Origin of the sequence: Streptomyces kunmingensis, assembly GCF_039533535.1 — a bacterium.
GTDB lineage: Bacteria > Actinomycetota > Actinomycetes > Streptomycetales > Streptomycetaceae > Streptomyces > Streptomyces kunmingensis.
On sequence record NZ_BAAATS010000027.1, the window covers coordinates 285,538 to 312,214 of the forward strand.

A 26,677-nucleotide genomic window follows, 5' to 3' on the forward strand; every position below is an offset into this window, starting at 1 on the left:
CTTACACGCACCCCTGCGCCATCCAGTCCAGATTCGTGGGCGCCGATCAAGCCTAGTCGCTCGTTGTACGGGGCATGCAGGGTTTTGTCGTCTCTGCCGCTCTACCGTGGGGCACCCGGCCCCAGCGGCTGTCGGCTGCCCGCTCAGCAGGTCATCACCCACCCATGATCAGAGTTGGTCACCCCAATCTGCCAGGAGGGCGTCAGCGACGCCTTCCTCGTAGACAGCCGCCTGATGCTCCTGCATCGCATTACTCAAACGCGGGTCCCATGAAGTGCTACGGGCCTTCCCGGACAAGGCGACGTGGTCGTCTTCGGTCCGGAGCCCCTCCAGGTAATCCGCAGCGCTCATCTTCCAGGGCTCGGCTCCGTAGCGGCCGATGAGCTGATTGGTCATGTCGATTCCCGGCCAGTCGAAGTCCCCGTGGTAGAGGAGCCGACCCCCTCCGTTGACGATCAAGCGGGCCAGTCGGTGGAAGGCCGTTGACGGTCGGCCTTCGGCGCAGATCAACGGCGGGCTGCTTGCACCGAGTTCTCCAGCGGCGCGGCGGAGGACAGCTGGGTTCTCACACACGTACACCCTCGGCACATGAACGGTGACAGGCAAGGTGACCAGCTGGTGAAGTGTGACGTGAAAGGGGGTGCCGTATCGAGCCGCGTCCGTGAGCCACTCCCCCAGCCCTCGACCAGCCGCCGGCAGGTTGAGGACGAGGACGCGGCTGGCCAGGTCGTCGACGATGACGTCGAACGCGTCCCAGAGCTCGCGCCGGGCCTCGGCTCCTGCCGCGAGCGGAACTCCTCGTGCTGTTGCCAACGCACGGAGTACGAGGGTCGGCAGCGAGCCTTGGCCAGGGTTGAGGGCCTTGGTGTTTCCCGTGGTCGCGTCAGCCAAGGCGGCCAGCATGACCGGGGGCGAACCGCTGGCGCGTGCATAGAGGTATTCCAGAACGCGGATGGCCTGGATGAGGAGGCGTTCGTCCTTCTTATTGATCAGCCCAGTGATCGTCCCGTCAGAGGCAAGGCCGCTCAGCCACTCCTTGTACCAGGGGTTCTGGACGTGAAGCGTGCTGACCTCTCCCTCGGCCAACAGCTGCTGCCGGGCCTGATCAATGGCGCTCCGCTCGTCGGCTCGAAACCGCAGCGAAGGACCGAGTCGTTCCAAGAGCTCCCGGAGGGAAGCGCCGGTGGCGTTGCGGACGTTCTGGTCCAGTGCCTCGAGTGGAAGAGAGACTCGGCGGACGTCCGCCGAGCGATACACCCCTGTGATGCCGATGATGGCGTTGCGCTCATGTGTCGTTGGATTTGTCAGGCCGATGGAGCCGGTGATCTCGCCTCCATTGCGTTCAAGAGAGCGCCGGGCAGCTCCAAGAAGGCGGCGGAACTCGGGGCCGCGATAGCGCTCGTATGCGTCGGGCGTCGGCAGGCTCATTGCTCCCCCTCGTTTTCCCCAGTGCCGGTGTCCATCGGCTCTTCCTCAGACACGTCGGTGAGCAACCCCGCGTGGGCCGGAACGTGGCGGCTTGGCCGGAAGCTGAGCAGCTCGGCGGCCAGATCTTCGGATCCGGGGTATCCGACGTCGTCGAGGATCTGTTCGCCGTCCCAGACCAGCAGCATGGCGGAGACAGCGTGAGATGCCTCGTCGTGCTTCATGTCGTAGTGCGAGATCTGCGGTACGTCGGGATACGTGATCCACAGGTCGTAGCCGGTCATGAAGAGGTCGAGGTCGAACTTGGCCGTGAGGGCGAGCAAGTCGGGGCGGTACTTCTCGTCGATGCCGGCGAACGCCTCGTCGAGGGCGATCAGGCGTGGGCAAGTGGGGTAGGCGGAACTGTACTGGGCGTGGGCGGCGGCGAAGAGTGGCAGGTGGATGGAGGCAGACTTCTCACCGCCGGACATCACACTGTGTTTGGCCTTGGTGAGTACTTCTCCTTTCTTCCTCTCCTCCTCGCTCATGCCCGGGCGGAACAGCCGAAGTTCGAACTTGCGCCAGGACCGGTAGTCCAGGACTTCGGCGATCACGTGTTGGTAACTCTGCTTTTTGTCCGCGGCGGCCTTGGTGCGGATCTGGCTGCGCAGGTGGGAACGGAGTTCGGCCAAGCTCGCGGGGGCGAGTCCGGACGCGTCCTTCTCCAGCAGTTTGCTGACGGCCTTCTGGGAGTCGGTCAGGCTGTCGGAGGCGACCCAGTGGATGCCGACCGTCGTTCCGGATGACATCGGCCTGGCCCGGGTGTCGGAGTCCATGTTCCGGACCAAATCGCGGGCCGCAGTGGTGCGGCTGTGAATCTGCTCGGCGAGCCCAGTCAGCAAGCCGTCTTCAAGGACCGTGCGTTCCTTCTCCTCCAGCAATACCCGCTGGTCGGCGAGTTGTTCGGCTAATCGACGCCCGAAGTCCGCCACCGGCGCCGGGCCTTCGCTGTCGGTAACCCGGGCCAGGATGATGTCGCCGGCCTGCTCCCACTCGAAGAGGTAACCCTGATCGGATCCGAGCAGGGCGCCTTCCAACGCGGTGATGGCCGTGGAAATCTTTGTCGTGGCGGTCTTCAGGAGGCTCTCGGTGATACGGCGACCCTGCGTAGCTTCATCGAGTGCATCGACAAGGGAGATGACGGTCGTAGGGACGGCGCTGCGGGCTGCCTCGATGCCAGTGACCGAGGTGTCGTGGGCAGTCAGCGTGTCCATGAGTCGCCGCACGGTCTCCTCGGCAGATGGCCACACTTCGCGCGGTACCCAGACGGTGTCCACCACCGTGTCGAGGAGGCCGAGCAGGTCCGGCCGGGCATACGGCTCAAGGGTGAGGGTCGTTCGTACCTGCTCCCGCACGGCGGTCGTCAGGACGTCGCCGACGAACTCCAGAGTGTTTTTGGCCTTCATGAGCCGGTCACGCTGGTCTTCGACGTCCTTCACCGCTCGCCGGTGTGCCTTCTCTGCTTCCGCCAGCTGCCCCTCGGCCGCCTTGATCTTCTGGAGGATCTCCCGGAGCGGTGCTTCAAGCGTCTCTTGCCTCGTACGTAGCCGCTCTTCCAGGACGGCGAAAGCATCCTTGCGTGTCTGCAGCTGCTCGGCCTCCTCGGCGTAGGTCTGCGCCTGCCCTTCGATAATCTCTTTGCGGCCCGCGAGGTCCTTCTCGGCCTCATCAATCTGTTCTCGGCATACCGCAAGCTCCTTGCCAGCAGCGCCGAAATCGGTGACGGCCTGGGCGACACCTTTCAGTTCCTCACGGGTCGTAGGAAGCCGCGCGGCAGTGGCGGCTTGTCTCAGCAACCGCTTCTTCTCGTGTGCACGAGCAACAGCACCATCAAGGTCTTTTCGAGCCTTCTCAAGGCGACGGCGAGATCCGGCGAGATTGCTGGCGATCACTGCCACCTGGCGTGCCGCTTCGACGATCATCTGGGTACTGGGGAGCTGGCGGCGCGCGCGGTCGAAGTCGTCGAACTCCTCCTGGGCGTTCTGCCGTTGACCCTCGGCATCCTTGAGCTGGGTCTCCAGCACGGCGATGGCCCCATCGATGCGGCTCAGCCGCTCACGTCGGCGTGCAGCCCGTGCGGTGGCTCCGATGTACTCCGGTTGTTCCTTGGGATGGGCACCGACCTGAACGCCCAGGGAGAAATGCGACCCGACAGTCATGCAAGGGGCACTATCCGTGTCGATGTCTCTGTCGGCTGTCGGAGCTTCGTCCGCGACACCGATGGAAGCGAGGACGGCTTGCACACCTTCGGGGCTCACATGTTCCTGGTCTTCGACAATCAGGATGTCGGCCAGTGTGCTCCCGGTGGGCCGTTGCGTGACGGGCAGTGGACGCAAATAGGCATCGGCGACCTTATCCCGCAGTGCCTGGTCGGTGGCCTCCGAGTCGGGGTGCAGCCATGCGGTGAGCAACCCGGCCGCGTACAGGGCGCCTTCCACCGCGGCAGCGTGGTCATCGGAAATGTGATCGGCGAACCGTACGAGCTGCCACAGCGGAGCGCCTGGCCTTCCCTCTCTGTTGGCGGGTCGCAGGTCGCTGAGCGGAGGTGCCTCGTCTTCTTCAGCCGCCACCCTGTCTCGCTCGCTTCGCGTCTTATGCAGGGCGTCCGAGATGTCGTCGTACTGCCTCTTGAGCGTTTCGACGCGGGTGAGGGCAGCAGTTCGGCGCTGATCAGTGAGAGAGTGGAAGACCTCAGGCAGCGGGGTCGGTGCCGGCTCTCCTGCGGCGGCCAAAGCAGCGAGCAGGGGTGCACGGTCGGCGGGGCAGAGAACCGCGGCTTCGCCGTCGTTGGTCCAGCGAGCGATAACTTGGTCGAGATCCTGGGTGGCCTCTGCGCGCGCCTGGCTGAGTTGATCGGCGGCGGCAGCTGACTTCTGCTCGGTCTCCGTGAGTTCAGCAGCGGCGATATCCACACGTTTTTGCTCGCGGCCCTGATCCTCCATAGCTTGCTCGACTGCGTTGAGATGGTGGCGCACATCCTCGAGTTCGGTTTCGCGCGCGGTCGTGTAGCCGACGACGTGCGTCTGGAACGCGGCATCGAAGTCCAGTGCGTCTTCTTCGAGGAGGATGCCGGAGCTGCGTGCCGCGTCCAAGAGGTCTCGGGTGTGCCGTAATGCGGCTGCGTTGAGTTTCTCGCACCGCTCGCCGATCCTCGCTGCCTCACCCTTGAGAGTGGCGAGGTGCCCCCAAGCGCCTTTGAGGAGGCGGTCGCTGTCTTTGATGCCCTGGCTCTCGTCGCGCACTCGGTCACGTAGCTCGTCGAGGTCCTTCTGCTGTGTAACGGCGTCATGGTTCCTGAGGGTGGCGAGGCGTGTGCCGATCTCTTTGCAATGCCGTTCACCGATGTCCCGGCGTTGCCGTGCCTCAGCCAGTTGCCCGTCGGCGGTCCGCCGTTCCTCCGCTGCCTGAAGGATCTTGGCGCACTCATCGGCCGTGGCCTGCGTGCGCTCCTTGACCTGGTCTACGCGGTCTCGGGCGTGGACCTGAAGGTAACTGGTGTACTCACGGAGGAAGTTCTGTACGGCTGTGTCGGCCCCGGCCAAGGCATTGAGGAGCGCCTGGATCTCTGCGAGGTTCTCGAAGTCCTGGGCAGCTTGCTTGATCAGGTCTTCGTCGACGGGGCGCAGACCCGCGGTGAGGGTGTCGGACACCTTGGCCGGATCCAGGTCCTTGGCCAGGAGAGGGCGCCGCAACTGGAGCAGCAGGTTGATCAGTTGGCTGTAGCGCTCGCGTCCAAGGCCGAACAGCCGGTCGTCGATGGCATCGCGGTATGCCTCTGCCGTCTCGTACGTGGCATCCTCGCCCAGCATTTTCGCCAGTGCCTTTTCCCGCAGAGGCCGCGAGGCATCGTCCAGGAGACCAAAGTCGAGGCCCATGCGGCCATCGGTGACGAAGTAGAAGCGGGCCGGCGAGGGCATCGCTTTCGTCACTCGCATGCCGATGCCAGCGGTAACAGCCTCGATGACCTTGCCGTCGGGGGCAGTGCGGGCGAATTCCATCCATACATAGCCGTATGCGGACTCCTGCTTCTTGTAGAGCAGGTTCGATTTCATGGTCCGCTCCTCGCCACTGAACGGATCCAGCCGTCGTGCGTCTAGGACGCCGTCCAGCACAAGGGGGAAGAGCACCTCCAGGGCCTTGGTCTTGCCGGATCCGTTGTGCCCGCGAAGCACCAGGCGACCGTCGGCGAAGACGAATTCCTCGTCGATGTAGTCCCACAGGCCGATCACGCCCGCACGCGTGGGCTTGAATCGGGCCTCCGGATACTCGGCATTGCGGGGATGCGGGATGAGCGTCATCGAGAGGTGTCCTCTAGGGGGAAGTCGAGGGCGAACTGACCTTCGTACGCAGGTCGAGGCAGCACGGCGGTGATATTGCGGTAACGCGCCGCGGCAGGGCACACCAGGATTCCCCCAGGGACGAGGTCTACCAGGCGCAGGTCTGCCAGCAGAGAGAGGGCCTCGGCCAGAAGCCCTCCGGGATCGCCCTGCCATTTATTGGTGAACGAGGACGGACCGAACTCCTCGTACAGCTCGGTGATCATCTGCTCCAGCACGCCTTGCTCAACGAACGGCAGGCCCGCCCGCTGTTCGGCTGCGTCGGCTTCCGTTCCTGGTCCGTACGTCCCTTGGCCGTTGTCCGTCTGCGGGTCATGGGCGAGGGCTTCGAGTGTGCCGGCCTCGGGCAGGGCCATGTCGATGCGACTCAACAGATCCGCGTGTTCTTCTCGCGGGTCAGGTGGGAGAAGGCGCTGCAGGCTGCCGGAACGGTCGGGGTCTTCCTGTAGGTCCGCGATCTTCGCCAGTATCAGACCGGCGGTCCGGTTGACTGCCCCTCCTCGCCCCGGGAAACGCTTGTCGGTGAAACGCCCCGTGGTATCGACAAGCATGATCCCCTCAGCCCGGCGCTCGACGGGCAGACCGGTCAGACGTGCGATGTCCTCGGCCAGAGTGGGCTGGCGCAGCGCGGTCGCGGTTTCCGGGTCGATGCCGGCGAAGTAGACCACCGGGTGCTCGATGAGCATCCGTCGGGCCCGCTGGGCAGCCAAACGCCGACGCGGGTCCCGCCCGGTGCCCGCGGTCGGAGTGTCCAGCAGACCGGCGGCACTCGTCAGGTGCTGCAAGGGTCTGTTGGGCTTGAAGAGGGCTGCGCAGGTGTCGTGGTCGATGTCGAACAGAGCGTCCCCACGATCGTGGTCGCGGGCCCAGTCCTCGGTGGAACCGTCGGAAATCCGCAGCGCCCCTCGGTCGACAAGCCAGTCCATCACGTCAACGACCGCGTCCTTGTGGCCCGCTGCCGTCGCGTCGAAGCCGAGATACTCGATGGCGTTGGCGTACGGAGCAAGGAACTTGACCAGATCGGCGAGGGTGATCTCTATCCGCGACCGGTTCAAGCACGCCAGGACCAGACAGAGGTACGCGAGCCGCCGCCGGTCGAAGGGCTTTTTACTCTTCACCGTGAGAAACGCCTGGCTCTCGTCGAAGGTATCCAGCCGCCGCAGCAGGCGAGCATGACGGGCACTCGTGGACAGCGTGTATCCGAAAAGGTCCCGGAAGTCCTTCGTCAGTTCGTCGGCCCACTGCAGGACCGACGCAAGCGCCTTGGTCCGCGGGTAGGTCTCGGTGACCACGCTGTGCAACAACAAGAGCCGGGCCGCCTGCTGGTACGAGCTGAGGTCCGCGGGCTCCACAGATGCGGCTACGCGATGGGCAGGCATCAAGGCGCTCCCGATCCGAGACGGCGACGCATCGCACCGTGTGGCTTGATCTCCAGGGCGAAACCGGGCAGGTGCAGCGTGCCGGTTTCGGTCCGCACGCGACTCCCGCGTTCACTGGGCACAAGACGCAGCGTCAGCACATCGCTGCTGCCGGTGCCTGAGCGCAGACGTCCCGCGACGACCGTTCGCGCCTCCAGGGCGCGGGTCAGCAGCTTGAGCACGGCGCGAGTCTCCGCCTGGTTCAGTACTCGATCATGAGGTCCGTGCTCCAGGAGCGTTTCCGCCGCGCTCCGTTCCGCGGCCCGCTCTGCCAGTTGAGCCTCGCGCAGGCGGGCGTGCGCGCCCCGGGACTTCCGCACCGGCTGCGGACCTCCCTGCGCCGGCCTCTTACCGTGCTTGAAGAGGCTGATGCTGATCTCCACACCCGGCGCCTCCCACCACGTCGAACGCGGCGAGATCTGGTCGTCATCGTCGTGTGCGCCCGAAAGATGCCGTACGGAGCGCAGATCGAAAGCGGCGGCGACCAGAGCGTTTGCCGCCTGCTCATCCGGTGCCGCGGCAGCCCACGCGGCCAGATGCCGCAGTTGAGTAGTGCGGCTCACGCCGCCTCTGCGTGACTCCGTGACCTGCCTCAGCAAGGCGATGACCCCAGAGATCGCGGTGCGAGTGGCGCCCTGCAACTGATCCGCCCTGGACCCGCCCGCGCCATCGGCCAAGAACCACTGCCGCAGCCCCATCCAGCGCCGCCGCCAGTCCTCCAGCCGTACAGCCGGGCGCATCATGGGCCGTTCGTCCGCTGCGGCCGCCCGCTCCAGCAGCGTCTCCACCCCGGTGTCCTCCACCTCATGCACAGCCTCAGCCAGGCGGGGCGCATAGCGTTCCAGTTCGGCCGTGAACTCGCTCATGTGGGCCAGCAGCGCATGCTTGTACCGGAGGAACGTCTCGGGGGAGATGTCCGTTGTACGGACTACGTCGTTGAGCGTCAAATAGAAGCGCGCTGCCCGTTGGGTCATGTCCTCCAGCACGCTGTCGAGCCGGGTGAGCTTGCGGTAGACCTCGTCCTGGTCGCCCTGCCGGTTCGCGGTGGCCAGGGCCTTGAAGTCCGCCAGGATGTCGGCGAAGACCAGACGCGACAGGTTTGCGTCCTGGACCCGCGACCCGATGACCTCTTCCACCGCGCAGTAGACGCGGTAGCCGATCTCAGTGAACTGGTACACCGACTGGCGGTTGCGGTAAGCGGCCAGATTGCCGCACCGAGTCGCGTCCTCCACTTTGTAGAGGACCTGCTCGTCCTCGGCCGCGAGATTGTCAAGCATGGCCCGCAGGTTCAGGTCTGTAGCACTCGGTACCTCGTCGTGCGCTGCCGCAAGTTCGCTCAAGGCCTTCGCCACGTCATCGGTGTGGACCTGAACCTGGTGCACAGCCCGCAGCACATTCATCGCCCGCAGCACCCACAGGTACGCGACGTGGTTATCGCGCTGGGTGAAGTTGAACAGTCTGAGCCGGTCGCCCACTGTCAACGAATCTAAATCGAACGACTCTGCGATTCCCGAGTCATCACGCTGCAGCACCTACACCGCCCCTCGTTCACATCTACTGCTCCTACCCTGACAGTTGCCACTGACAATCACGCCGGAGTGCTCGGAACAGGTTGCCCCTGAAGCCGCTCAACGGCCATGCCCTCAGGCAGCTATCGCCCGAGAAGCCACTTTCGGATCAGGTGAGCTGATAGTCGCTGGGCTGATAAAGCCCGCAATATCTGGCCAGAATTCGCCCGGTGGCCAGCACGGCTACGGACTGCAGTGAAAAGAAGCGCAGCGCTGAGCTCCAGGTCAGCCGGATCGACCCAGCCGATGCGGGTGGTGCGGCAGCAGACGGTGACCTCGTACGGAACCGGGTCAGCGCCCCTCGGGCGCGGTGGGCCACGGGCGGTCTGGGCCATCGCGCCACTCCAGCCACTTCGGATCGTTCAGGACTCCGTCGGGGTCAGGGATGCCGAGCGCTTCGAGGAAGACGACCACATCGTGGTCGGAGTAGGCGGTGCCCAGGATCTCGTCACGACCTCGGCGGTAAACCGTGACCCGCCGGCCGCCCGCCGCCGAGGGACGATGGACGACGATCGGCGCGCTGCGCATGCACTCCACCCCGCAGTCGGTGACCCTGCCTGGCCATCGTGCGCGCTGGCTGTCGATCACCCCGCCCGCCGGACGGCCGGGGTCGCGCTGGGGACGTTGCGCTGGGCCAGCTCCTTCAGCTCCATCCGGGCAGCCGGGGTTCCTGCCGATCCTCTCCAGAACGGGTGGTCGGCGATCCGGGCCGACAGCTCCAGTAGACGGCGGCGCCCTTCGGTCGGGCTGGCGGCCGAGAAACCATCCGCGAGCTGCCGGTAGGTGCTGTACCAGGCGGTCTGGTCACGTAGGAGGTCAGGGGGGAAGTCGTACGGGCGCATAGCAACTATTAGATCGGATGTTCGATTACAAGGGCAACCGGCCACGCAGGCGTCTTCCGCTACCCCTCAGCGTGAAACCGGCCCCACTAGACGGTCCGGCGCGCCAGAGGTGGAATAACCAGGGCGTTCGTTCGATTGGCTTCCTTGCAGAGATCGCGGGAGGGGGCGCTGGTGGCCGAGCTGATGATGTTCCGGCAGGACGCGGACGGACGGGATGTCGAGCTGGCCGGCTCGACGGTGGCGCTGGAGGTGGAGCTGCAGCGGCGGGTCGAGGCCGGCCTGGAGCAGATGCTGGGCGTCCGTTTCCTGGCCTCGGAGTATCCGACCGGGCCTTGGCACCGGGGGCGGATCGACACCCTGGGACTCGATGAGAACGGCAGTCCGGTGGTGATCGAGTTCAAGAAGGGCTCGGACAGCGGGGTGATGTCCCAGGCTGTCTCCTACCTGTCCTGGCTGGAGTCGGCGCACCACGAGTTCGAGGCGCTCGTGCGGAAGGTGCTGGGGGCGGAGGCCGCTGAGTCCGTCGACTGGCGTCGTCCGCGGATGATCTGCATCGCGGCGGGCTTCTCGCACCACGACCGGGTGGCGGTGCAGAGGTTGCCCGAGCGGATCGACCTGGTGCGCTACCGGATCTTCGACGGTGGCCTGCTGGGGCTGCTGCTCGTGGACTCCGCGACCGGCTTCCCGAGCGCTGCCTCGTCTCGCCGGGGCCGGGAGCGGGCACCCGTGGCGGACAGCGCGCCGACGGCTTCGGCGGTCTCTGCGCCTGCTGGTGGAGGAGCGGTGCCGGAGTGCCTGCGGGACCTGTACGCGGAACTGGACGAGGCGCTTACGGCATGGGGCGAGGTGGAGGTGGCGTCCCTGCGGCACTACATCGCCTACCGGCGGTTGGTGAACGTGGCGTCGGTGATCTTCCGTCCGAAGCACGAGGCGATCCTGGTGTACCTCAGACTCGACCCGGACACGGTCGCGCTGGAGGAGGGCTTCACCCGGGACATGCGCGGTATCGGACATCTCGGGACCGGCGACCTGGAGGTCCGCGTCGTCTCGGCAGCCGACTTGGAGAAGGCGGCGCCGCTGATCCGGCGGGCGTTCGAGGCGGCCTGACGTAACAGGAGGGGCGGCTGGCGCATCGGTTAGTCGATGCTCCAGCCGCCCCTTTGGCGTCTGTGGGCCGCAGGCCCTGGCCTCTCTTCGCTCTCACGATCATGCCTCCGGTCCGGCCAGCTCGAAGTCGTCCTTCGTCAGTTCGGCCCGCAGCCGCTCCTCGGCGACGTCGGCGTAGTGCGCGGACAGCTCGACGCCTACGAAGCGGCGTCCCTCGCGCAGGGCCGCGACCCCGGTGGAGCCGCTGCCGGTGAACGGGTCGAGGACGGTGCCGCCCTCGGGGCAGACCTGGACGAGCTGCTGCATGACCTCGACGGGCTTCTGGGTGATGTGAACTCGGCCCTTGCGGGGCTGGGAGGCGATGTAGTGCCCCGGCAGGTAGAGGTCGCGGGTGTTGTCGAGGGAGCCCTTGACGCCCCAGATGATGAACTCCGAGTCCTGCTTCGGCCCACCCTTGCGGGGTCGGCTGGACGGCTTGATCCACGGGATCGTGCCGCTCCAGGTCCATCCCGCCATCTGAAGGGCGTCGGAGGTGGTCGGCTCCTGCCGCCAGTCGGTGAAGACCATGGCGACCGCGTGCTCGGTCGAGGCCCGGTACGCCTCGGTGAGAAGTTCGGTGAGCCAGGAGCGGTAGGAGCGCTGGTCGCGGTTCTCGCCCGGGAAGTTGGCGAGGTCGTGCGCCGAGTTGCTCGTGACGTACTTGGCACGTGCGGTACGGCCGGTCCGGTCGGAGCTGGTGCGGCCCCCGGAGTTGTACGGCGGATCGGTGATCACCGCCTGGACGCTCTCGTCCGGGAGGGACTTCAGGACGGTCAGGGCGTCGCCTCGGTGCAGCGTGTAGCTCATGGGGAGGGCCTCTCTTCGGGCGCGGCGGAGTCTGGACCTGCTCCGGGCAGCGCTCAACGGCGTGCATCCGGTGCGAGGTTGCAGCGGAGGTTAACGGCGAATTCCGGCCGCACCTAACGAGGTGGCTCCCTGCTTCGGGCCCCTGGATGGCAGTCGTTTGGCGCGGCCGGAATCCCGGTCTACTGTCTCGCCGTGCCACCGGGAAGGAGCGCTGCTCCACCCCCGTTGAGCTGTGCTTATCCGTGCTATCTCGTCCAATCGAGCAGCGTCGGAGGCATGTTGCCCATCTGCCCGCGAGCGCCATGAGGAGGCCCCTGTGCACTGCCTGAGATTACGAGCGCGGCTGGCTGCCGCGCGTGACCTGAAACCGGCGTCCTGGAGCTACCAACTCCTCTGACCCGGGCCCGCCGAGAGGCGGATGCACATCGGCGCGGTGCCGACGGCTTTGCACGAGAAGTCGGCACCGCGTCTCCTTCGAACACCGAGGAGCCGCTGCGATGCAGCATGCCCTGACACACCCGCGCCCCGACCCACCTCCCTCGACCGGTCCGCACCGCCGTCGCGCTGAACGGCGGCGGCCGTGAAGAAGACGACGGGAGCCCTCGTTGGTCTGTGCGCCACCGGACCACTCCTGCTGGCACTGCCGATCCTTGGCATCGGGGCCGGGACCGCCTCGGCTTCGTGCTCGACCGACGGTGCACAGGGTGTGGACGCCTCCGCCGTCGTCAAGCAGGTGAAGGCCATCCTGGACGGCGGCGACGAGGGCTCGGTCTCCGTGCCGGGGCTGGACGCACCTGCCGACCAAGTGCCCAACGCAAAGACGATCCAGGCCACGGGCGTCGCGATGAACATCCCCGCCCGAGGGCAGGTCGTCGCCCTGGCGACCGCGCTGCAGGAGAGCGGCCTGCGGAACCCGACCTACGGCGATCGCGATTCGCTGGGTCTCTTCCAGCAGCGGCCGTCGATGGGCTGGGGTACGGCCAGCCAGATCCTCGACCCGGTGCACGCCTCGACGAAGTTCTACGAGGGGCTCAAGAAGGTCTCCGGCTGGCAGTCCCTCTCTGTCACCCAGGCCGCCCAGGCGGTACAGAAGTCGGGCTTTCCGGAGGCGTACGCCAAATGGGAGCCGCTGGCCACCGCCCTGCAGAAGGCCATCGAGCCCCTGCTGCAGAAGGCCGGCGACGCATCGCCGAGCCCGTCGCCGTCCGGCTCTGCCGACACCAGCCCGTCTCCCGATTCCGCGGGGGGTTGTTCGGCGGACGGCGACGGGACGGACTTCGGCACCATCCCGGCGGGTGCACTGCCGAAGGAGTACAAGATTCCCGCCTCCGCGCCGCCGAAGGTGCAGACGGCGATCCGGTGGGCGCTCGGCCAGCTCGGCACCCCGTATCAGTGGGGCGGCACGTGCACCGACTCCCACGGCAAAAACCCGATGGGCCGCTGCGACTGCTCCTCCCTGATGCAGGGCGCGTACAAGGCCGCCGGGGTCACCCTCACGCGGACCACGTACACGCAGGTCAAGGACGGCAAGGCCGTCTCGGTCGATGCCCTCAAGCCGGGCGACCTCCTCTTCACCGAGGGGACGGCCGCCGTACCGGAACACGTCGGGATGGCGATCGGGCAGGGCCTGATCGTCCACGCCCCGCACACCGGTGACGTCGTACGGATCACCACCGTCGCGTCCTGGAAATCGCGGATTCTCGCGGCCCGCCGAGTCGTCTGACCGGCGCTCCTCCCCCTCCTCACCTCCCCTCGCACCGCTGGTTCGCCCCACCGGGCTTTGGCGTGCGCTCATTCGAACTGGAGTTCCCGTGTATCTCGCTGAACAGGTTATACAGCTCGCCTATGACCCCGGAATCAAGCCCAACGAGGGCGGGCTCCCTGGCCTCAACGTCCTCAAGCAGGTGATGGGCTCGATCAACCTGTTCGGGCTCATCGCCGTGGTCGGAGCCCTCGCCGTCAGTGCAGGCGTGTGGGCCTGGGGTCACCACTCCGGTGGTCACCAGGCCGAGGCGAACGGGAAGAAGGGCGTGCTGGTCAGCGCTGGCGCGGCCCTTCTTCTCGGTGCGGCCAACGGTGTAGTGGCGTTCTTCTCGACGCTCGGGACGCAGGTCCACTGATGGCTCAGCACTCCACCCACCCCGGCGGCGCATCTCGCGTGCGCCGCCGGGCGCTGCTCGGCACTGCCGTCCTGGCGGTGCTCGTCACCCTCGCCGGCCTGGCCGCCTACCTCACCCGCGAGGGCCGAAGCCCCTCCGATACCGCTTCCCCACCGCCGAGTTCGCCCACTACGTCCTCGTCGCCCGCGACACCGTCCGGGCCGCACACCCGGCCCCGCGCTCTGCCCGTTCCGCCGAAAACCCACGACCCGATCACGTACGGGAAGGCCGCCGCCGCAGCGCTCTGGTCGTACGACACCCGCGCGTACTCGCAGCCAGAGCTGCGCAAGGCGCTGCGCGGCTGGCTGACCACGGAGTCGAAGTACGCCGACCCGGCCTCCGTCGACCAGGCGGTCCCCTCGGCCGTGCTGTGGAAGGAGATGGCGGCCAACAAGCAGGTCGCCACCGCCAGGATCAACGAGGGGCACTTCCCGCATGCCTTTACCCAGGCTCTCCAGGAGGACCCCGGGGCGATCACCCAGGCGTACGTCTACGCCGTCACGGTCTCCGGCAAGCAGTCGATTCGCTGGAAGGGCTCGGCTGCCGGCGGCGCGGAGAGCCGGTCCACCACCCTCGCGGTCCAGTGCCGGCCCAACCATTCCTGCGCCCTGGTCGGCGTCATGCCGTCCGTCGCGCCCTGACCCTCGCCCCAGAACGGAGGTATGACCTATGGGAGTCTGCGACTTCCCGCTGATGGACAAGGTGTGCGGCGCTGTCGACTTCGCCACCAACCCCGCCGGCACCGTCACCGACGGTCTCGGCGCGTGGATCGCGAAGTCGGCGGGCGAGCTGGCGTCCAGCGCGGCCGACCTGGCCGCCAAGGCCGTCAACAAGACGACGGCCATCGATCTCAACGCCGGGTGGTTCCGCGACAACTACGAGTTGCTGCTGCCCATCGGCCTCGCCCTGACCGTCGGCATCTTCTGCATCCAGCTCATGACCGCGGCCTGGCGCCGTGACGAACGCGCCCTCGCCAAGGCGGCGTTCGGCACCATGACCGGAGTCCTGTTCAGCTTCTCCGCCATCGCCTTCACGACCGTCGCCATCACCATGGTGGACGCACTGTCCGACGGCCTCTTCAAAGCCGCCAACACCTCGATCGACGACGCGATCCGTCGTGTGATCAAGGTTGATCAGATGGGGGCCATGTACGGCCTCGGCTGGGGTGTGCCCGCGCTGGTGGCCTTCGGGTGCGCGATCGGCGCCTTCCTCTACTGGGGCGTGATGGTGGCCCGCAAGGTCGGCGTCCTGATCATGGTCGCGCTCGCGGTGTTCGCCGGGGCGGGCGGCGGCTGGGAAGTCGCCAAACGGTGGCGGCGCGGCTGGATCGAGGCCACCGGCACCCTGATCGTCTCCAAGCTGTTGATGACCGTCGTCTTCCTGATCGGCGTCTCCGCCATGGGCAAGACCGACGCCAGCGACGGAATGGCGGCCCTGTCCGACGCGATGGCCGGCATCGTCGTGATGGTCCTGGTGTTGCTCTGCCCCTACGCGACGTACAAGTTCGTGCACTGGGCCAGCGACGGCGGCGGCCACGACGACATGCACCGCACTGGTGTCGCCGGCATGGCGGTCGCCGCAGGAGCCGCGAAGACCGCAGGCAGCCTCGCGCTGCGGGCCGGTACCGGCGCTCCCGCTCCGCAGGGTCCGAACCAGGTCCCGGGCGCGGGCACCGATGGCGTCGCCTCCGGTATCAACCCCTCCGGCGGCAACCTCAGCAAGGAGGGCATCGACGCCGGGCCGCCCAAGCAGCAGACCCGCTTCCGGTACGGCGAAGACCCGGACGCGAGCGGCGACAAGGGCCGGGCTCTGATCCAGCGCCCTGGGATCCCGCCGCTGATCACACGTCCTGGCGAGGACGAACCGGAAGGGTCCGAGTCGACTGCCCAAGGCGTTGCGGGCGGTTCCGGTCACCTCGCTGCCGCATCGGCTCCGGGCGGCGACATGACCTCCATGCCGCCAGCCGACCCCGGACCTTCGGCCTCGGGCACTCCGGCGTCCGCGTCCGGTCCGTCGGCCACCGGCTCCGCGACGCCGACGAACTGGGTGTATCCCACCCAGCCGCCGTCGGGTTCCTGACCCACATCACCGGGGGCGGGCCGCACTCCACGGCCCGCCCCCGCCTCCCCATCCGCAGGAAGGTTTCGCCATGACGTCCAGAAGAGCGCCGCGCGCCCCGTCCTCCGCCCGCTCCCACCGTCTGGAACCACCATGTCCGGCAAGCACCAGTCCTCCACGCCCACCGTGAAGTTCCCGCACCGCAGCAGGCGCGGCGTCCTGCTCGGCCTGTCCGTCCCGCAGTTGGCCGTCGCCGGGCTCACCGGCCTTCTCCTTCTCGCCGTGATCCTCGCCCGCGGTGTGGTCGGCGCCCTCCAGCTCATCCCGCTGTGGGCCGTGATCGCTCTGCTCGTCTTCGTCCGCCACCGAGGCCGTGCTCTGGCGGACTGGGCCCCGATCGTCGTCCGGTACGCGCTGCGCCGGATGCGAGGCCAGCTCGTCTGGCTCACCCGCCCCTCTCGCCGGCCGACCCGCGAGGGACTGCTCCACCTTCCCGGCACCGCTGCCAGCCTGCGCGTGACCACTGCTCCCGACGGCAAGTACGGCGCCGTCCACAACCCGCACACCGGGACGCTGACCGCGGTGGTCAAGGTCTCCTCCCGCGCCTACGCCCTGCTCGACCCCGGCACCCAGCAGACCAACGTCGGTGGCTGGGGACGCGCGCTGGCAGCTCTCGCCCGTACCGGGCAGATCGCCCGCATCCAGGTGATCGAGCGCACCATCCCCGACTCCGGCGACGCGCTGCGCCGCTACTGGGAAGAGCACGGCCGCCCCGACACCCCGATGGCCGGCGCGATCTACAACGAGCTGATCCAGAGCGCCGGTCCCGCAGCCGCCCCGCACGAGGCGTACGTCGCGGTGTCCCTGGACACCAAGGCGGCCCGTCGGCTGATCAACCAGGCTGGCGGCGGTCTCACCGGTGCCTTCAGCGTCCTCGCCCAGCTCACCTCCACGTTCGACCAGGCGGCGCGGACCGCCGGTCTCACCCCGACGGGCTGGCTCACCGCCCGCGAGATCGCCGCCGTGGTGCGCACCTCCTACGACCCGAAGGCGCTGGCGACACTCGACCGCTGGTCTACGGCCGGTCGCCCCGAGGCCGAGCCCGCCGCCGCCGGCCCCGTCGTGGTCGTCGAGAAGGCGGACCACATCGCCACCGACTCCGCCGTGCACGCCACCTACTGGGTGGAGAACTGGCCGCGCACCGAGACCAGCGCCGGCTTCCTGCACCAGCTCCTGTTCACCGGCGGGGTGCGGCGCACGCTGTCGCTCTCCTACGAGCCGAAGAACCTCGACGCCGCCCTGCGCGACGTGCAGCGCAAGAAGTCCAGCGTGATCGCCGACGCCGCCGAACGGGCCCGGCGCGGCCAGGTCGACTCCGAGGCGGACTCGATCGAGTACCAGGACATCAAGTCCCGCGAACGCCAGCTCATCGCCGGGCACGCCGACGTCGCCCTGACCGGTCTGCTGACCGTCTCGGCCGACACCGAGGACGAGCTGCGCACCGCCTGCGCCGTCGTGGAGACCGCCGCTGTCGGCGCCCAGCTCGATCTCCGGCCGCTGACCTGGCAGCAGGCCGAGGCGTTCACCGCCGCCGCGCTGCCGCTCGCGCTCGCTGCCTGACCCCTCCCTTCGAAAGAGCACCCTCATGTCCCGCACCGCCAGCCCGACCGCGCAGGACTTCGTGCCCTTCGCCACCGCCGCGCTCGACTTCCACCGGGCCCTCAACATCCCGGGCGGCCCGCTGGTCACCACCCGGGCCGAGCTGGACGCCCTGCACGCCCACCTCGTCGCGCTGTACGGGCTGCTCGACGCCCACACCGGTCGCACCGGGCAGCTCGTCGCGGTCGAGGGCGACCAGCTCCGTACCGCCCGCACCCGCATCTGGCAGGCCGCCGAGCACCTCCACGCCGCCTACCACGCGGCGCCCCGGCCGGACTCCGGCGAGATCCCCGCACCGGAGGCGTGCCAGGCCGGCCTTCCGGAGGGAGCACCGGAACTGACCATCTGCCAACGCCACCAGCGCACCGCTCATCTCGTCCGGCGGCGCACCACCCCGGCCGACCTGCACGCCCCGTTCACCGGCCTCGTCCGCCGCTGACCCACCTCTCATCTGGAGAACGCTCATGCCCCGTACCCGCGCCAGCGCCTCCCCTCTGTTCGTGCCCCGTAAGACGACGCGCGCCGAGCAGCGGGCCGCCCGAGCCGGTTTCACCGAAGCCCGCCGCCAGGCGCGCCTCGCCGGAAACCCGCCCAAGCACCGCGCCGAGCAGACCCTCGACCCGGATCTGCGGCCCACCTACCCGCTCGCCGGTCGCCCCGGTCCGGCCTCCGCCCGCGGCGGCAAGCTCGCCCTGCCCGCCCACCGGATGACCACCGCCACAGCCAGCGGCGCGTACCCGTTCGTGGCCGAGGGCGGCCTGGGCGCCGAAGGGGTGTTCATCGGCCGCGATGTGCACGCGGAGGCGGCCTTCTGCTTCGACCCGTTCTCGCTCTACAACAGCGGCAGGGTGGAGGGCTTCACCAACCCCAACGCGGTCCTGGCCGGGATCATCGGCATGGGCAAGTCGGCGCTGGCGAAGTCGATCGCCACCCGGTCGATCGCCCACGGCTACCGGATCTACATCCCCTGCGATCCCAAGGGAGAGTGGACCGGCGTTTCGCAGGCCCTCGGCGGCTACAGCATCGCCCTGGGCCCGGGGCTCCCTGGACGGTTGAACCCGCTGGACGCTCCGGCCCGCCCCGCCTCCGTGAGCGAGGAGGACTGGTTCACGGAGGTTCGCAAGCGCCGTCTGCTGCTGCTGGCCAGCCTCGCCCGCACCGTGCTGAAGCGCGACCTGCTGCCGATGGAGCACACCGCCCTCGACCTGGCCCTGGACCTGGTCGTCGCTGACGCCGCCGCCCGGGGCACGGTGCCGCTGCTCGGCGAGATCGCCCACGTACTCGGCTCCCCCGAACGCCTCGACCAGGCCCTCGGCCACCAGGCGGGGCACCTCGGTTCAGCCGCCCAGGACCTCGCCCATGCCCTGCGACGTCTCGTGCACGGCGACTTGAGCGGCATGTTCGACGCGCCGAGCACCGTTTCGTTCGACCCGACCACACCGATGCTGTCCATCGATCTCTCCCGTCTCGGCGGCTCCGGTGACGACACGGCACTGGTGCTCGCGATGACGTGCGCGAGCGCGTGGATGGAGTCAGCCCTCAGTGATCCCGATGGTGGTCGGCGCTGGGTGATCTACGACGAGGCGTGGCGGCTGATGCGGCACGTCGGGCTGCTGGAGCGGATGCAGAGCCAGTGGAAGCTCTCCCGAGGGCTGGGCATCGCGAACCTGATGGTGATCCACCGGCTCAGCGACTTGCTCTCGGCGGGCGACGCCGGCTCGCGCGGCCGGGTCCTGGCCGAGGGGCTCCTCGCGGACTGCAGCACGCGCATCATCTACCGCCAAGAGCCCGACCAGCTCGCCGCCGCTGCATCTCTGCTCGGCCTGACCGGCGTCGAGACCCAGGCGGTGTCCGCCCTGACCAAGGGCCGAGGTCTGTGGAAGGTCGCCGGCCGCTCGTTCATCACCCAGCACATCCTCCATCCGGCAGAGCGGGAGCTGTTCGACACAGACGCCCGTATGGCCGCCTAGCCCAACGACCAGCACAGCAAAGGGAATCGATCATGTCTGCTTCTTCCACCCCTTCCTCCGGTGACAACCCGCCGTGGCAGGCCACCGACCCTTTGGCGTGGCGACGGCACCTCCCGGCACTGACCTCGGCCGCCGCCGGGATCAACGAGGCGTGCGACGCCTGGGACGCGATTTCGGACTCGCTCTGCGACGCGGACGGCTGGCCGCTGGACGACAAGGCCTACGGGGACGGGAAGGTCAAGCGGGACGCCGAAGCGTGGAAGCACGCCGAGGTGTTCCTCGACCACGGACCCGAGGTGCTGGCCGGGGTCCGCGCCGCCGCCAACGGCCCCGACTACGTCGAGGGGCCGATCAGTGACGACCTCCGTCGGATACGCGGGATCGACACCATCCTGTTCCAGGCGGCGGAGCTGCGGCACGAATGGGACGGCGTCATGGCGCTTATGGACGGTTCGCAGCCGAGCGTGCTCCACCTCTACCAGGAGCGTGCCGAGGAGCACCGCAACACCGAAGGCTGGCACTACTCACACGAACTGGGTTCCAAGGGACCGGCGTTGGTGCGCGTCGGCGAATACCTAGCTCACCGGGCGGACACCGAACGGCCGGCGCAGACCGAGCGGGCTCGCGTCGCCCTGACCCGCTCGACGCACAACACCGCTGCCGTATCACCTGCTTCGACCCAGGTCCCGCCGGCATCGCACCCGCCGGCTCCCTGTCGCTCGCGGTGATCCCTAGCACGCAGTCACGGCAGCGCCAAACTGCCCGATCACCGGATCCTCATGGACCACCGCATTCCTTCAAGCTCCACGCCCCGTCGGCTCCCGCCGTGCGGCGGGGCGTTCGCAACGGAGAACTCCATGCACCACAAAACCTCGCCCCCGACCGCCACGTCCGATCCGCGTCGCCTTCAGGCTGCCCTCTGTTCCGCGCTCGGGCAGCGCGGCCTGGAGGGCACCGTCGAGTACGGCCTCAGCGACTACATCGTCCACGCCGAGCTTCCCGACGGCAGTTCGCTGATCATCTCGCCGCCGCAGGAGCCACCCTCCGAGTACCCCGAGTCCCCGGAAAGCTGGATGGTCACCCGCCACCGGTCCGCCGAGCCCGCCGTCTACGAGGTGATCTACGACTCCGAGCCGGACAGTCCGCATGCGCGCCACGGCGGCAGCGTGCCGGACCTCCTCTCCGCTGTCGACGCCCGCCTGGACCAGCTTGGCGTACCACCACGCCAGGAGCAGGAACGTTCCGGCAAGGCGCGCGCCGCCACCGTGCTCCCGCCCGACTCCGCTCCATCCCGGGCGAGTATCGCTCTCGCCTCTTCGCCGTCGGTCGGCCAGCTCGTGCTCCCGACCGGTCCGCCGCCGGAGTCTTCCACGCGGGCCGCGCCGCCGGCGGCCAGTTCCTCATCCGCCCCCCGGCTCTGACCGACCGCGATCCAGGAGTCCTCCGTGCACCGCACCCGCAGAACTGATCCGCCCGTCGCCCGCACCTGTAACCGCACCCGCCTCGGATGGATCTGCCATGCCCAGCCACTACGACGTGCTGCCCGACCTGGCCTTCGGCCACCACCCCGCCCACGGCATCGTCGCCGCGAACCCGAAGAACCTCGCGGCCAGCACCTGGATGCTCAAGGGATTCGACTTCCATCCCGTCCCCGACCAGCCGACGTTGTACGCGCTGGCCGACCAGAACCGTGACGGACACGGCCGTACGAGCCGGGCCATCGAGCTGCTGCGCAAGGCCGGCTACCAAGTCGATGTGGACATCGCACTTGACCCTGCACTGGCGCCCGAAACGGCACAGGTACGCGACCGCGGTCCGCTCGGTGAACCAGACGTCGCCTTCGCCGATCACCCGCAGATCGGCATCGTCGCAGCCCTCGACGACCGTGTCTCCGGCCTCAGCGGGCTCGCGCTGGTGGAGGACGGCTGGCGGCACAACTCGAGCCTGGACATCTACACGCTCCCCGCGACCACCGATCGCGTCGAGGCGCTGGGGAAAGTCGCCGACGCCACGGTGGCCCTGCACCGTTCGGGGCTCCAGGTCGCAGTGCAGCCCCGCCTCGCTCGAGAGGTGACGGCTCGGCCCCGCCCTGCTGCCACGTCGGCGGTCGGCCGTGAGCGCGGCCGTGGTCCCGCTCACGCGTCTCCGTTGAGCGCCGCTGCGCTCGCCGCCAGCCCGGCCCGTGCCGGTCTACGGGGCAGGGCGCCGGTCCCCGCCGCCGCCGTCACCACACCGCCGGTCCGGCCGGTTGACCCTCGCATCGCGTACTCCCGCGACCGCTGATCCAACTCCTCAAGGAGGCCCTTCCATGGCCGTGAAGACGATCTGGCCTATCGACCACACCTTCTTGGGACAGCTCCGATCCGTCTCATGGCGTGTCACTCGGTCTGATGAGTGGGCCCGTGCGCCCATTGGCCTGCTGCAGTCTCTCGTGTCCCGCGTTGTCTCACAGGGAGATGGACATGCTCCGGACGGACCTCCGGCACAGCTGGCGCCACGACCAAAGTCCCACCGCGGGTGCTTACTCAAACAGGCCCGCCGCTGTCGGTGGGTCCTCATACCCTCAAGTACGTGAGTGACTTCAGCCCCACCCCGAGGCTCTGCAAGGTGCTGTTCGGACGCGCATCCCACTGCGCCTACCCGGAGTGCGAGGAAGTGCTCATCGAGGAGCATCGTGAGCAGATCAGCGTCAACGTGGAGATCGCGCACATCCGCGCGGAAAAGCCCGGCGGCGCGAGGTACGACCCCGCTTTCGAAGGCAAGCGGGGAAACGCGGAAGATAACCTGCTTCTGCTGTGCACCAAGCACCACAAGTGGGTGGACGACTTCGAGGACGACTACCCCGCCGAGGAGCTACTTGCCTGGAAGGCCGAGCAAGTGGCTCAGGGGCGGCGTGGCGGCCTCACCGAGAACCAGGTCGAGCAGATTTTCCTGGCCTTCACGACGCCGAGGGCAGAGGTAGAGGTCGTAGGCATCATCCGGGCCCGCGGCGAGAACGTCGTATCCAAGATCGAAAATCTCAAGAGCCTCAAGCTCCTCAGCGATCGCATGGAGGAGCAGTTCCTTGGAGTCCGCGTCTCGAACGTGGGAGCTCTCGGCTTCGGTGTCGATGGCGTTGGCCTTGAGATCGATATCGACGGGCCCGGTCCGATGGTGTACCTGTTTCCGGCGGAACACATCCTTCACAGGCCGCTTAGGCGTCTGGAGCCGCAGGCGAATAGCGTCTGGCTCGCGAACCCCCTCAGCGTCGGCACAGGCATCCGCCTTGAAGGAATCCCGAAAGGGTATGTACCTCTACGATTCCGTGCGTTTGCGGACTTGGGGTCGGGCAGTCGAACGCTGGGTGCATGGGTGTCGGCTGTACACCTGCCGATCTGGGAGGCCCACGTCACGCAGAAGTGGCTTGACGACTTTGCCGTGCTCGGCAGGCGGGCGCGTGACCAGATGGGCGGGGGCGCTCGGTGAGCAATGAAGAGGCACCACCCGAAGGACCTCGATCCGCCGCATGCTCGGCCCGGCGGTGTCGGCAACCCTGGCAGCTGCCGGCGGGTGATCGTGCTGCCATGCGGGGCTCGTCTATCCGCGCGAGGCGATGTGAGCGTTCACTTCATTCGTTCCGGGAAACACATGGACGATCAGCAGGCCGAGGGGCACTCTGATCAACATCACAACTGAGACCCCGGAGAGCACACATGGGCGCGCCCCCGAAGCTGACGGCACGTGAAGCGTTCGACCTCAATCTCGAAGACGCTGAGATCCTGGTAGACCTTGCCAAGACCCTTGTCAATAACCGGCAGCGCAAGATGCGACGTGAGAAGCGGGAAAGACTCGGCGACGCTCTCTCCCTGCCGCAGAAGTACTGGGATGAGCTGGAGTGCCTGGAGAACGACCGGGTTTTCGTGACCTTCAAGCCAGGCCATGCCACTTTGCGAGAGAAGCTCCAGGAACCTAACCTCAGGCCTCTCCTGAGGCAGGCCCTCGTGGCCGCCTGCGCGGCCATAGAGACCTTCTGCGCAGACCGAGTCATGGAGCGCTACAGCACTGCCATTGCCTCCACCCCACCTCCAGGGGGGTTGCTTGAGCTGTCTATGACAGTGGGGGATTACCTCGCGATCCAGGAGAAGTACGAGAAACGAGGCTGGGGGCTTCGACAAGTCGTTGAAATGGAGATCCGGATGCGGGCCAGCCCCGCGCCTGCCCAGATCGGTCAGTTGTTCAGTCTCGTGGGCGAGAAGAAGCTCATGACCCGTGTCGACAAGCGGCGCAAGGTCGCTGTCAACGAGTCCACAACAGAGTTGGACCGGATTGTGGCTCGCCGCAACCTGATCGCCCACACCGGCGACCGCAGCGGACGCGGGCGCGCGACGATCACCGTCGACGAGGTCGAAGCAGATCTGGCAACGATCGTGTCGATTATCGATGCCCTAGATCACGAGACCAAGCCCTCCTGACCACTCAGAGGATGCGGCCGTCGGCTCAGCCGATTCGTCGATGCCGACGGCCGCGCCTTGCTGGCTCCTGAGACGAGTGAATCGCGAAAATCACGCCTGCGGTCACCATGCCGACCGCGACTTGTCCAACCAAATGGCCGACGGTCGCGCAGGCTTCGCCGAGTGGCTCGCCAGGCAGGAGTGCACGGACTGCTGGCGCGCCTCGAACGAGGGCGACGAGCAGGACAAGGCCGCCTGGCTCAAGGCGAAGCGCGCCGAGGAGCAGACGGCGTCCGAAGCCTGGTCCGAGCAGTACCGGATGCCTCCCCTGGAGGGGACCGAGCGGGCCGTTCCCTGGGGCGTACGCTGTCGTCACCAGATCCTGACCAACGCCTACACCGCACTGGTCACCGAAGGCACGACCAGCGAAGCGGACTGGGCGGAGATCGAGGAGAACGCTCGTACGGTGACCCGCGCCGGGTGGTGGATAGACCAGAGGTCGTCCGAGCCCGAAGACCTCACCGAACTGCTCCGAGCCGCCACCGGGGCCGACCGGCCGACAAAGAATCCCTTCTTCTGACCGACCGGGTGCCCTGCTGCGGCGGGGCACCCGGCTGACCGCCACCGTGCGGCCTCTACCAGCGATTCTCGGCCGGACCAAACCCCGGATTTGCCGGACGCTCTGCCCACTGGCCCACCTCCAACGGGTCCTTCGCTCCCTCTGCCCCGGAGACTTCCGTGCCTACCTCGATCACCATCACGTCCGAGTTCAGCGGCAGCGTCGTTGCCAAGGGCGCTACTGATGACCTCTCCGCGCAGCTCCTCCGTCACGCCGGTTTCAAGCAGATCGACGACTGGCACGGCCGACGCCATCGCCTGCCCACCACCACTCCGCTCGCCGACCAGGTCGCCATCGCCAGCCATGCGGCCGAGATGCTTCGAGCCGCTCGCTATGACGTCACCCTCCCGCCGTCTCTCGACACGGCCCGGCTGAGCCCTCCGGTGCATGCGCTGGGGCCCTACGCCGCCGGAGCCGAACTTCTCAGCATCACAGACCAGATCCGTGCGGCCGAAGACGGAGCCAGCCTTCAGCGGGCAGTTGACCACCTCCTTAACCCCAAGCACGGTGCGCTGGAGCGTGTCCGGGAGGCGCTGGAAGCAGCGGGAGAACAGGTCAACGACCTGGATGAGGACGCGTATGCGCTCGCTGACCGGTTCGGCTTCGCCTCGGAGTTCATCAGCTCGGCCCAGTCCGAACTCGTCGATTCCGAGCCCGAGCTACGCCGCGTCGGCGCCGCTTCGACGAGCTACTCCGCAGCACGGACCGTCCGTGATCACCCTGGTGCCGCTCTGGCCACTTCTCCTGCGGCGAACCAGGCCAAGGACTCCTCGGCGTCCAGTTCCGCGCCGGCGCCTTGCTCGGCGACGGGTCACCCACCGCGCGCCTCAACCCCCCGACGGTGACCCCGGCCGCTCTCTCCGCCGTCGGCCTCCAGTACGTCGCGCGCCCCGCTCGACTCACCCGTCAAGGACCACTCACCCGAAGAGGCAAACGTGCCCGAGTACTACTCCAGCATCGGCGAGGCCGTCGGTGCGGCCATGCAGCACAACATCCGGCTCGCCCACCGCAGCACGGCACCGGGCTCCAACAAGCCGCTGCAGGTCAGGCACCTGCCCAGCGCTTCCGCCGATCCGTACTCGGACCGCGGGATGATTTCTCGCCTCCACGAGGACGCCTCGCCCGATGAGGTGGCGGGCATCATCGAGGAGGTCAACGGCGCACTGGTCGGGGCTCTGCCCGAACTGACCGAACTCGTCGCCTCTGTCGCCGAATGGACTCGCGCCCGTCTCGACTTCGACAACCCGCATCACAATCCGACTTTCGAGACGTGGACCCGACTGGCAGCCGCGTACGGGATGCTCCAGGACGTCCGTCGCCGAGGACGGTCTCGCTGCCTGTCCCGCAGAGCGCACGGACCCCCGGCACCACCAGATGGTCAACGTTCTGCGTAGCCGGGAGTTGCTCGACGATGTCCTCGGTGCCGAGGCTGCTCCTGTGCCGTCCGCTGCCCGGAACGTCGATTCAGACCGGCAGCGGGCGGCCCGCGCCTCCTCGCCGCGCGCCGGAACATCGCCGTCGACCGGCAGTCCGCCGGCCACCGCAGCACCTACGCCCGCGCCTCGTTCTGCCAGCCGACCCCGCTGAAACGTTCCGCCTCAGACGTCCAGGAGTACCCCCATGAGCTGCACGAGAGCCGAGCGCGCCCCGCCCCTGCCCGCTCGCACACCCAAGGAACCGCCGTGCCTTCCCCGCGCACCAGCGCGCCCTCGACCACCACCGGGTCGGACGCGCTCCTCTACCTCCTGTTCGGCATCCTCGGCTCCGCCATGGCCTTCGGCTCCCTGGCCTGGCTGACCGGAAATCTCACCAACACCTTCGTCGGGAGCGGGACATGGGCCCCCTTCCGCGTAACGGAAGCGCTGCTGCACCCGGAGGTGCTGTGGCCGGCCTTGAGCACCAGCATGCTGATGGTCGGCGCCCGCGTCGTCCCCGCCCTGTTCACCGTTGCCCTGGTCGTCACCGCTGCCGTGCTGTGGATGCGCTGGCGTGCCGGGTCCAAGTCCGGCCTCGCCCGGAAGACGGACCTGGCGCCGCTGCTGGACAAGGAGATCGTCGCCAAGGCGAAGAGCCTGCGCCCGAGCCTGGGCGGCCGGGAGAGTAAAAGAGGTCCTGCCCGCTGACCGCGGCATCCTGCTCGGCACCCTCGATCCCGGTCGCGCGGAGGTCCGCGCGTCCTGGGAGGACGTGATCGTCGCGA

At 67.9% G+C, this 26,677-nt stretch carries 24 protein-coding genes; 17 read left to right on the plus strand and 7 right to left on the minus strand.

The features are described 5' to 3' along the window. Positions 1-168: 168 nt before the first annotated feature. The 6 genes from ABD366_RS29475 to ABD366_RS29500 form a co-directional block, all read right to left on the minus strand. Complete coding sequence (locus tag ABD366_RS29475; protein WP_324773656.1) at positions 169-1,428, minus strand: TIGR02679 family protein; 1,260 nt, start codon at positions 1,426-1,428, stop codon at positions 169-171. Then, complete coding sequence (locus ABD366_RS29480; protein WP_324773658.1) at positions 1,425-5,762, minus strand: TIGR02680 family protein; 4,338 nt, start codon at positions 5,760-5,762, stop codon at positions 1,425-1,427. The genes ABD366_RS29475 and ABD366_RS29480 overlap by 4 nt, the downstream gene beginning before the upstream one ends. After that, positions 5,759-7,180, minus strand: a complete 1,422-nt coding sequence (locus tag ABD366_RS29485; RefSeq protein WP_324773660.1) for a DUF2398 family protein — start codon at positions 7,178-7,180, stop codon at positions 5,759-5,761. The genes ABD366_RS29480 and ABD366_RS29485 overlap by 4 nt, the downstream gene beginning before the upstream one ends. Next, entirely contained in the window at positions 7,180-8,751 is a 1,572-nt protein-coding gene (locus ABD366_RS29490; RefSeq protein WP_324773662.1) for a TIGR02677 family protein, read from the minus strand. Before ABD366_RS29490 ends, ABD366_RS29485 begins: the two co-directional genes overlap by 1 nt. 327 nt (positions 8,752-9,078) lie before the next feature. Next, a complete protein-coding gene (locus ABD366_RS29495) occupies positions 9,079-9,315 on the minus strand; it encodes a hypothetical protein (protein WP_324773664.1) in 237 nt (78 codons plus the stop codon). 56 nt (positions 9,316-9,371) lie between these two features. Then, a complete protein-coding gene (locus ABD366_RS29500) occupies positions 9,372-9,629 on the minus strand; it encodes a hypothetical protein (protein WP_324773666.1) in 258 nt (85 codons plus the stop codon). A gap of 171 nt (positions 9,630-9,800) precedes the next feature. Between ABD366_RS29500 and ABD366_RS29505 the strand changes: the two genes are divergently transcribed. Then, positions 9,801-10,736, plus strand: coding sequence for a DUF5655 domain-containing protein (locus ABD366_RS29505; protein ID WP_324773792.1), 936 nt, complete (start codon positions 9,801-9,803; stop codon positions 10,734-10,736). Positions 10,737-10,835: 99 nt separating this feature from the next. On the opposite strand, the gene ABD366_RS29510 is transcribed toward ABD366_RS29505, so the two are convergent. After that, positions 10,836-11,582 carry a DNA-methyltransferase gene (locus ABD366_RS29510; protein ID WP_047471334.1) on the minus strand — a complete coding sequence of 249 codons (747 nt, stop codon included), beginning with the start codon at positions 11,580-11,582 and terminating at the stop codon, positions 10,836-10,838. Between the two features lie 580 nt (positions 11,583-12,162). Here ABD366_RS29510 and ABD366_RS29515 point away from each other — a divergent pair. From ABD366_RS29515 to ABD366_RS43560, 16 genes are all read left to right on the plus strand, one after another. After that, the gene (locus ABD366_RS29515) at positions 12,163-13,305 is read left to right on the plus strand and encodes a C40 family peptidase (RefSeq protein ID WP_324773671.1); all 1,143 of its coding nucleotides are present in this window, start codon (positions 12,163-12,165) and stop codon (positions 13,303-13,305) included. Between the two features lie 88 nt (positions 13,306-13,393). Further along, positions 13,394-13,702, plus strand: coding sequence for a DUF6112 family protein (locus ABD366_RS29520; RefSeq protein ID WP_011029048.1), 309 nt, complete (start codon positions 13,394-13,396; stop codon positions 13,700-13,702). Beyond that, entirely contained in the window at positions 13,702-14,382 is a 681-nt protein-coding gene (locus tag ABD366_RS29525) for a hypothetical protein (protein WP_324773676.1), read from the plus strand. The genes ABD366_RS29520 and ABD366_RS29525 overlap by 1 nt, the downstream gene beginning before the upstream one ends. A gap of 28 nt (positions 14,383-14,410) precedes the next feature. Further along, on the plus strand, positions 14,411-15,820 hold the full coding sequence (locus ABD366_RS29530) for an SCO6881 family protein (RefSeq protein WP_324773678.1): 1,410 nt from the start codon (positions 14,411-14,413) through the stop codon (positions 15,818-15,820). Between the two features lie 132 nt (positions 15,821-15,952). Further along, the gene (locus ABD366_RS29535; RefSeq protein ID WP_324773680.1) at positions 15,953-17,419 is read left to right on the plus strand and encodes an SCO6880 family protein; all 1,467 of its coding nucleotides are present in this window, start codon (positions 15,953-15,955) and stop codon (positions 17,417-17,419) included. Positions 17,420-17,444: 25 nt separating this feature from the next. Further along, entirely contained in the window at positions 17,445-17,897 is a 453-nt protein-coding gene (locus ABD366_RS29540; protein WP_311309636.1) for a DUF6238 family protein, read from the plus strand. 25 nt (positions 17,898-17,922) lie between these two features. Further along, positions 17,923-19,428, plus strand: coding sequence for an ATP-binding protein (locus ABD366_RS29545; RefSeq protein WP_170315952.1), 1,506 nt, complete (start codon positions 17,923-17,925; stop codon positions 19,426-19,428). A 32-nt stretch (positions 19,429-19,460) separates the two neighbouring features. Continuing rightward, the gene (locus ABD366_RS29550; protein ID WP_324773686.1) at positions 19,461-20,156 is read left to right on the plus strand and encodes a hypothetical protein; all 696 of its coding nucleotides are present in this window, start codon (positions 19,461-19,463) and stop codon (positions 20,154-20,156) included. Positions 20,157-20,285: 129 nt separating this feature from the next. Next, the gene (locus ABD366_RS29555) at positions 20,286-20,849 is read left to right on the plus strand and encodes a hypothetical protein (protein WP_311309639.1); all 564 of its coding nucleotides are present in this window, start codon (positions 20,286-20,288) and stop codon (positions 20,847-20,849) included. Between the two features lie 97 nt (positions 20,850-20,946). Continuing rightward, positions 20,947-21,711 carry a hypothetical protein gene (locus tag ABD366_RS29560; RefSeq protein ID WP_311309640.1) on the plus strand — a complete coding sequence of 255 codons (765 nt, stop codon included), beginning with the start codon at positions 20,947-20,949 and terminating at the stop codon, positions 21,709-21,711. Between the two features lie 288 nt (positions 21,712-21,999). Next, the gene (locus tag ABD366_RS29565; RefSeq protein ID WP_311309641.1) at positions 22,000-22,893 is read left to right on the plus strand and encodes an HNH endonuclease signature motif containing protein; all 894 of its coding nucleotides are present in this window, start codon (positions 22,000-22,002) and stop codon (positions 22,891-22,893) included. A gap of 227 nt (positions 22,894-23,120) precedes the next feature. Beyond that, positions 23,121-23,879, plus strand: coding sequence for a HEPN domain-containing protein (locus ABD366_RS29570; RefSeq protein ID WP_324773690.1), 759 nt, complete (start codon positions 23,121-23,123; stop codon positions 23,877-23,879). Positions 23,880-24,012: 133 nt separating this feature from the next. Beyond that, a complete protein-coding gene (locus ABD366_RS29575) occupies positions 24,013-24,438 on the plus strand; it encodes a hypothetical protein (protein ID WP_324773693.1) in 426 nt (141 codons plus the stop codon). A gap of 158 nt (positions 24,439-24,596) precedes the next feature. Continuing rightward, a complete protein-coding gene (locus tag ABD366_RS29580; protein ID WP_324773695.1) occupies positions 24,597-25,322 on the plus strand; it encodes a hypothetical protein in 726 nt (241 codons plus the stop codon). A gap of 90 nt (positions 25,323-25,412) precedes the next feature. Then, entirely contained in the window at positions 25,413-25,871 is a 459-nt protein-coding gene (locus ABD366_RS29585; RefSeq protein ID WP_324773697.1) for a hypothetical protein, read from the plus strand. 288 nt (positions 25,872-26,159) lie between these two features. Continuing rightward, positions 26,160-26,600: a hypothetical protein gene (locus ABD366_RS43560; RefSeq protein ID WP_363278263.1), complete on the plus strand. Its 441-nt coding sequence runs from the start codon at positions 26,160-26,162 to the stop codon at positions 26,598-26,600. Positions 26,601-26,677 lie beyond the last annotated feature (77 nt).

What these genes read in the sequence shown, in the direction of transcription:
- ABD366_RS29525 (WP_324773676.1), top strand. Translation starts at nt 13,702, where the DNA reads ATGGCTCAGCACTCCACCCACCCCGGCGGCGCATCTCGCGTGCGCCGC.
- ABD366_RS29570 (WP_324773690.1), top strand. Translation starts at nt 23,121, where the DNA reads ATGGGCGCGCCCCCGAAGCTGACGGCACGTGAAGCGTTCGACCTCAAT.
- ABD366_RS29555 (WP_311309639.1), top strand. Translation starts at nt 20,286, where the DNA reads ATGCACCACAAAACCTCGCCCCCGACCGCCACGTCCGATCCGCGTCGC.
- ABD366_RS29560 (WP_311309640.1), top strand. Translation starts at nt 20,947, where the DNA reads ATGCCCAGCCACTACGACGTGCTGCCCGACCTGGCCTTCGGCCACCAC.
- ABD366_RS29475 (WP_324773656.1), bottom strand. Translation starts at nt 1,428, where the DNA reads ATGAGCCTGCCGACGCCCGACGCATACGAGCGCTATCGCGGCCCCGAG.
- ABD366_RS29545 (WP_170315952.1), top strand. Translation starts at nt 17,923, where the DNA reads ATGCCCCGTACCCGCGCCAGCGCCTCCCCTCTGTTCGTGCCCCGTAAG.
- ABD366_RS29530 (WP_324773678.1), top strand. Translation starts at nt 14,411, where the DNA reads ATGGGAGTCTGCGACTTCCCGCTGATGGACAAGGTGTGCGGCGCTGTC.
- ABD366_RS29575 (WP_324773693.1), top strand. Translation starts at nt 24,013, where the DNA reads ATGGCCGACGGTCGCGCAGGCTTCGCCGAGTGGCTCGCCAGGCAGGAG.
- ABD366_RS29495 (WP_324773664.1), bottom strand. Translation starts at nt 9,315, where the DNA reads ATGCGCAGCGCGCCGATCGTCGTCCATCGTCCCTCGGCGGCGGGCGGC.
- ABD366_RS29550 (WP_324773686.1), top strand. Translation starts at nt 19,461, where the DNA reads ATGTCTGCTTCTTCCACCCCTTCCTCCGGTGACAACCCGCCGTGGCAG.
- ABD366_RS29510 (WP_047471334.1), bottom strand. Translation starts at nt 11,582, where the DNA reads ATGAGCTACACGCTGCACCGAGGCGACGCCCTGACCGTCCTGAAGTCC.
- ABD366_RS29540 (WP_311309636.1), top strand. Translation starts at nt 17,445, where the DNA reads ATGTCCCGCACCGCCAGCCCGACCGCGCAGGACTTCGTGCCCTTCGCC.
- ABD366_RS29535 (WP_324773680.1), top strand. Translation starts at nt 15,953, where the DNA reads ATGTCCGGCAAGCACCAGTCCTCCACGCCCACCGTGAAGTTCCCGCAC.
- ABD366_RS29485 (WP_324773660.1), bottom strand. Translation starts at nt 7,180, where the DNA reads ATGCCTGCCCATCGCGTAGCCGCATCTGTGGAGCCCGCGGACCTCAGC.
- ABD366_RS29500 (WP_324773666.1), bottom strand. Translation starts at nt 9,629, where the DNA reads ATGCGCCCGTACGACTTCCCCCCTGACCTCCTACGTGACCAGACCGCC.
- ABD366_RS29480 (WP_324773658.1), bottom strand. Translation starts at nt 5,762, where the DNA reads ATGACGCTCATCCCGCATCCCCGCAATGCCGAGTATCCGGAGGCCCGA.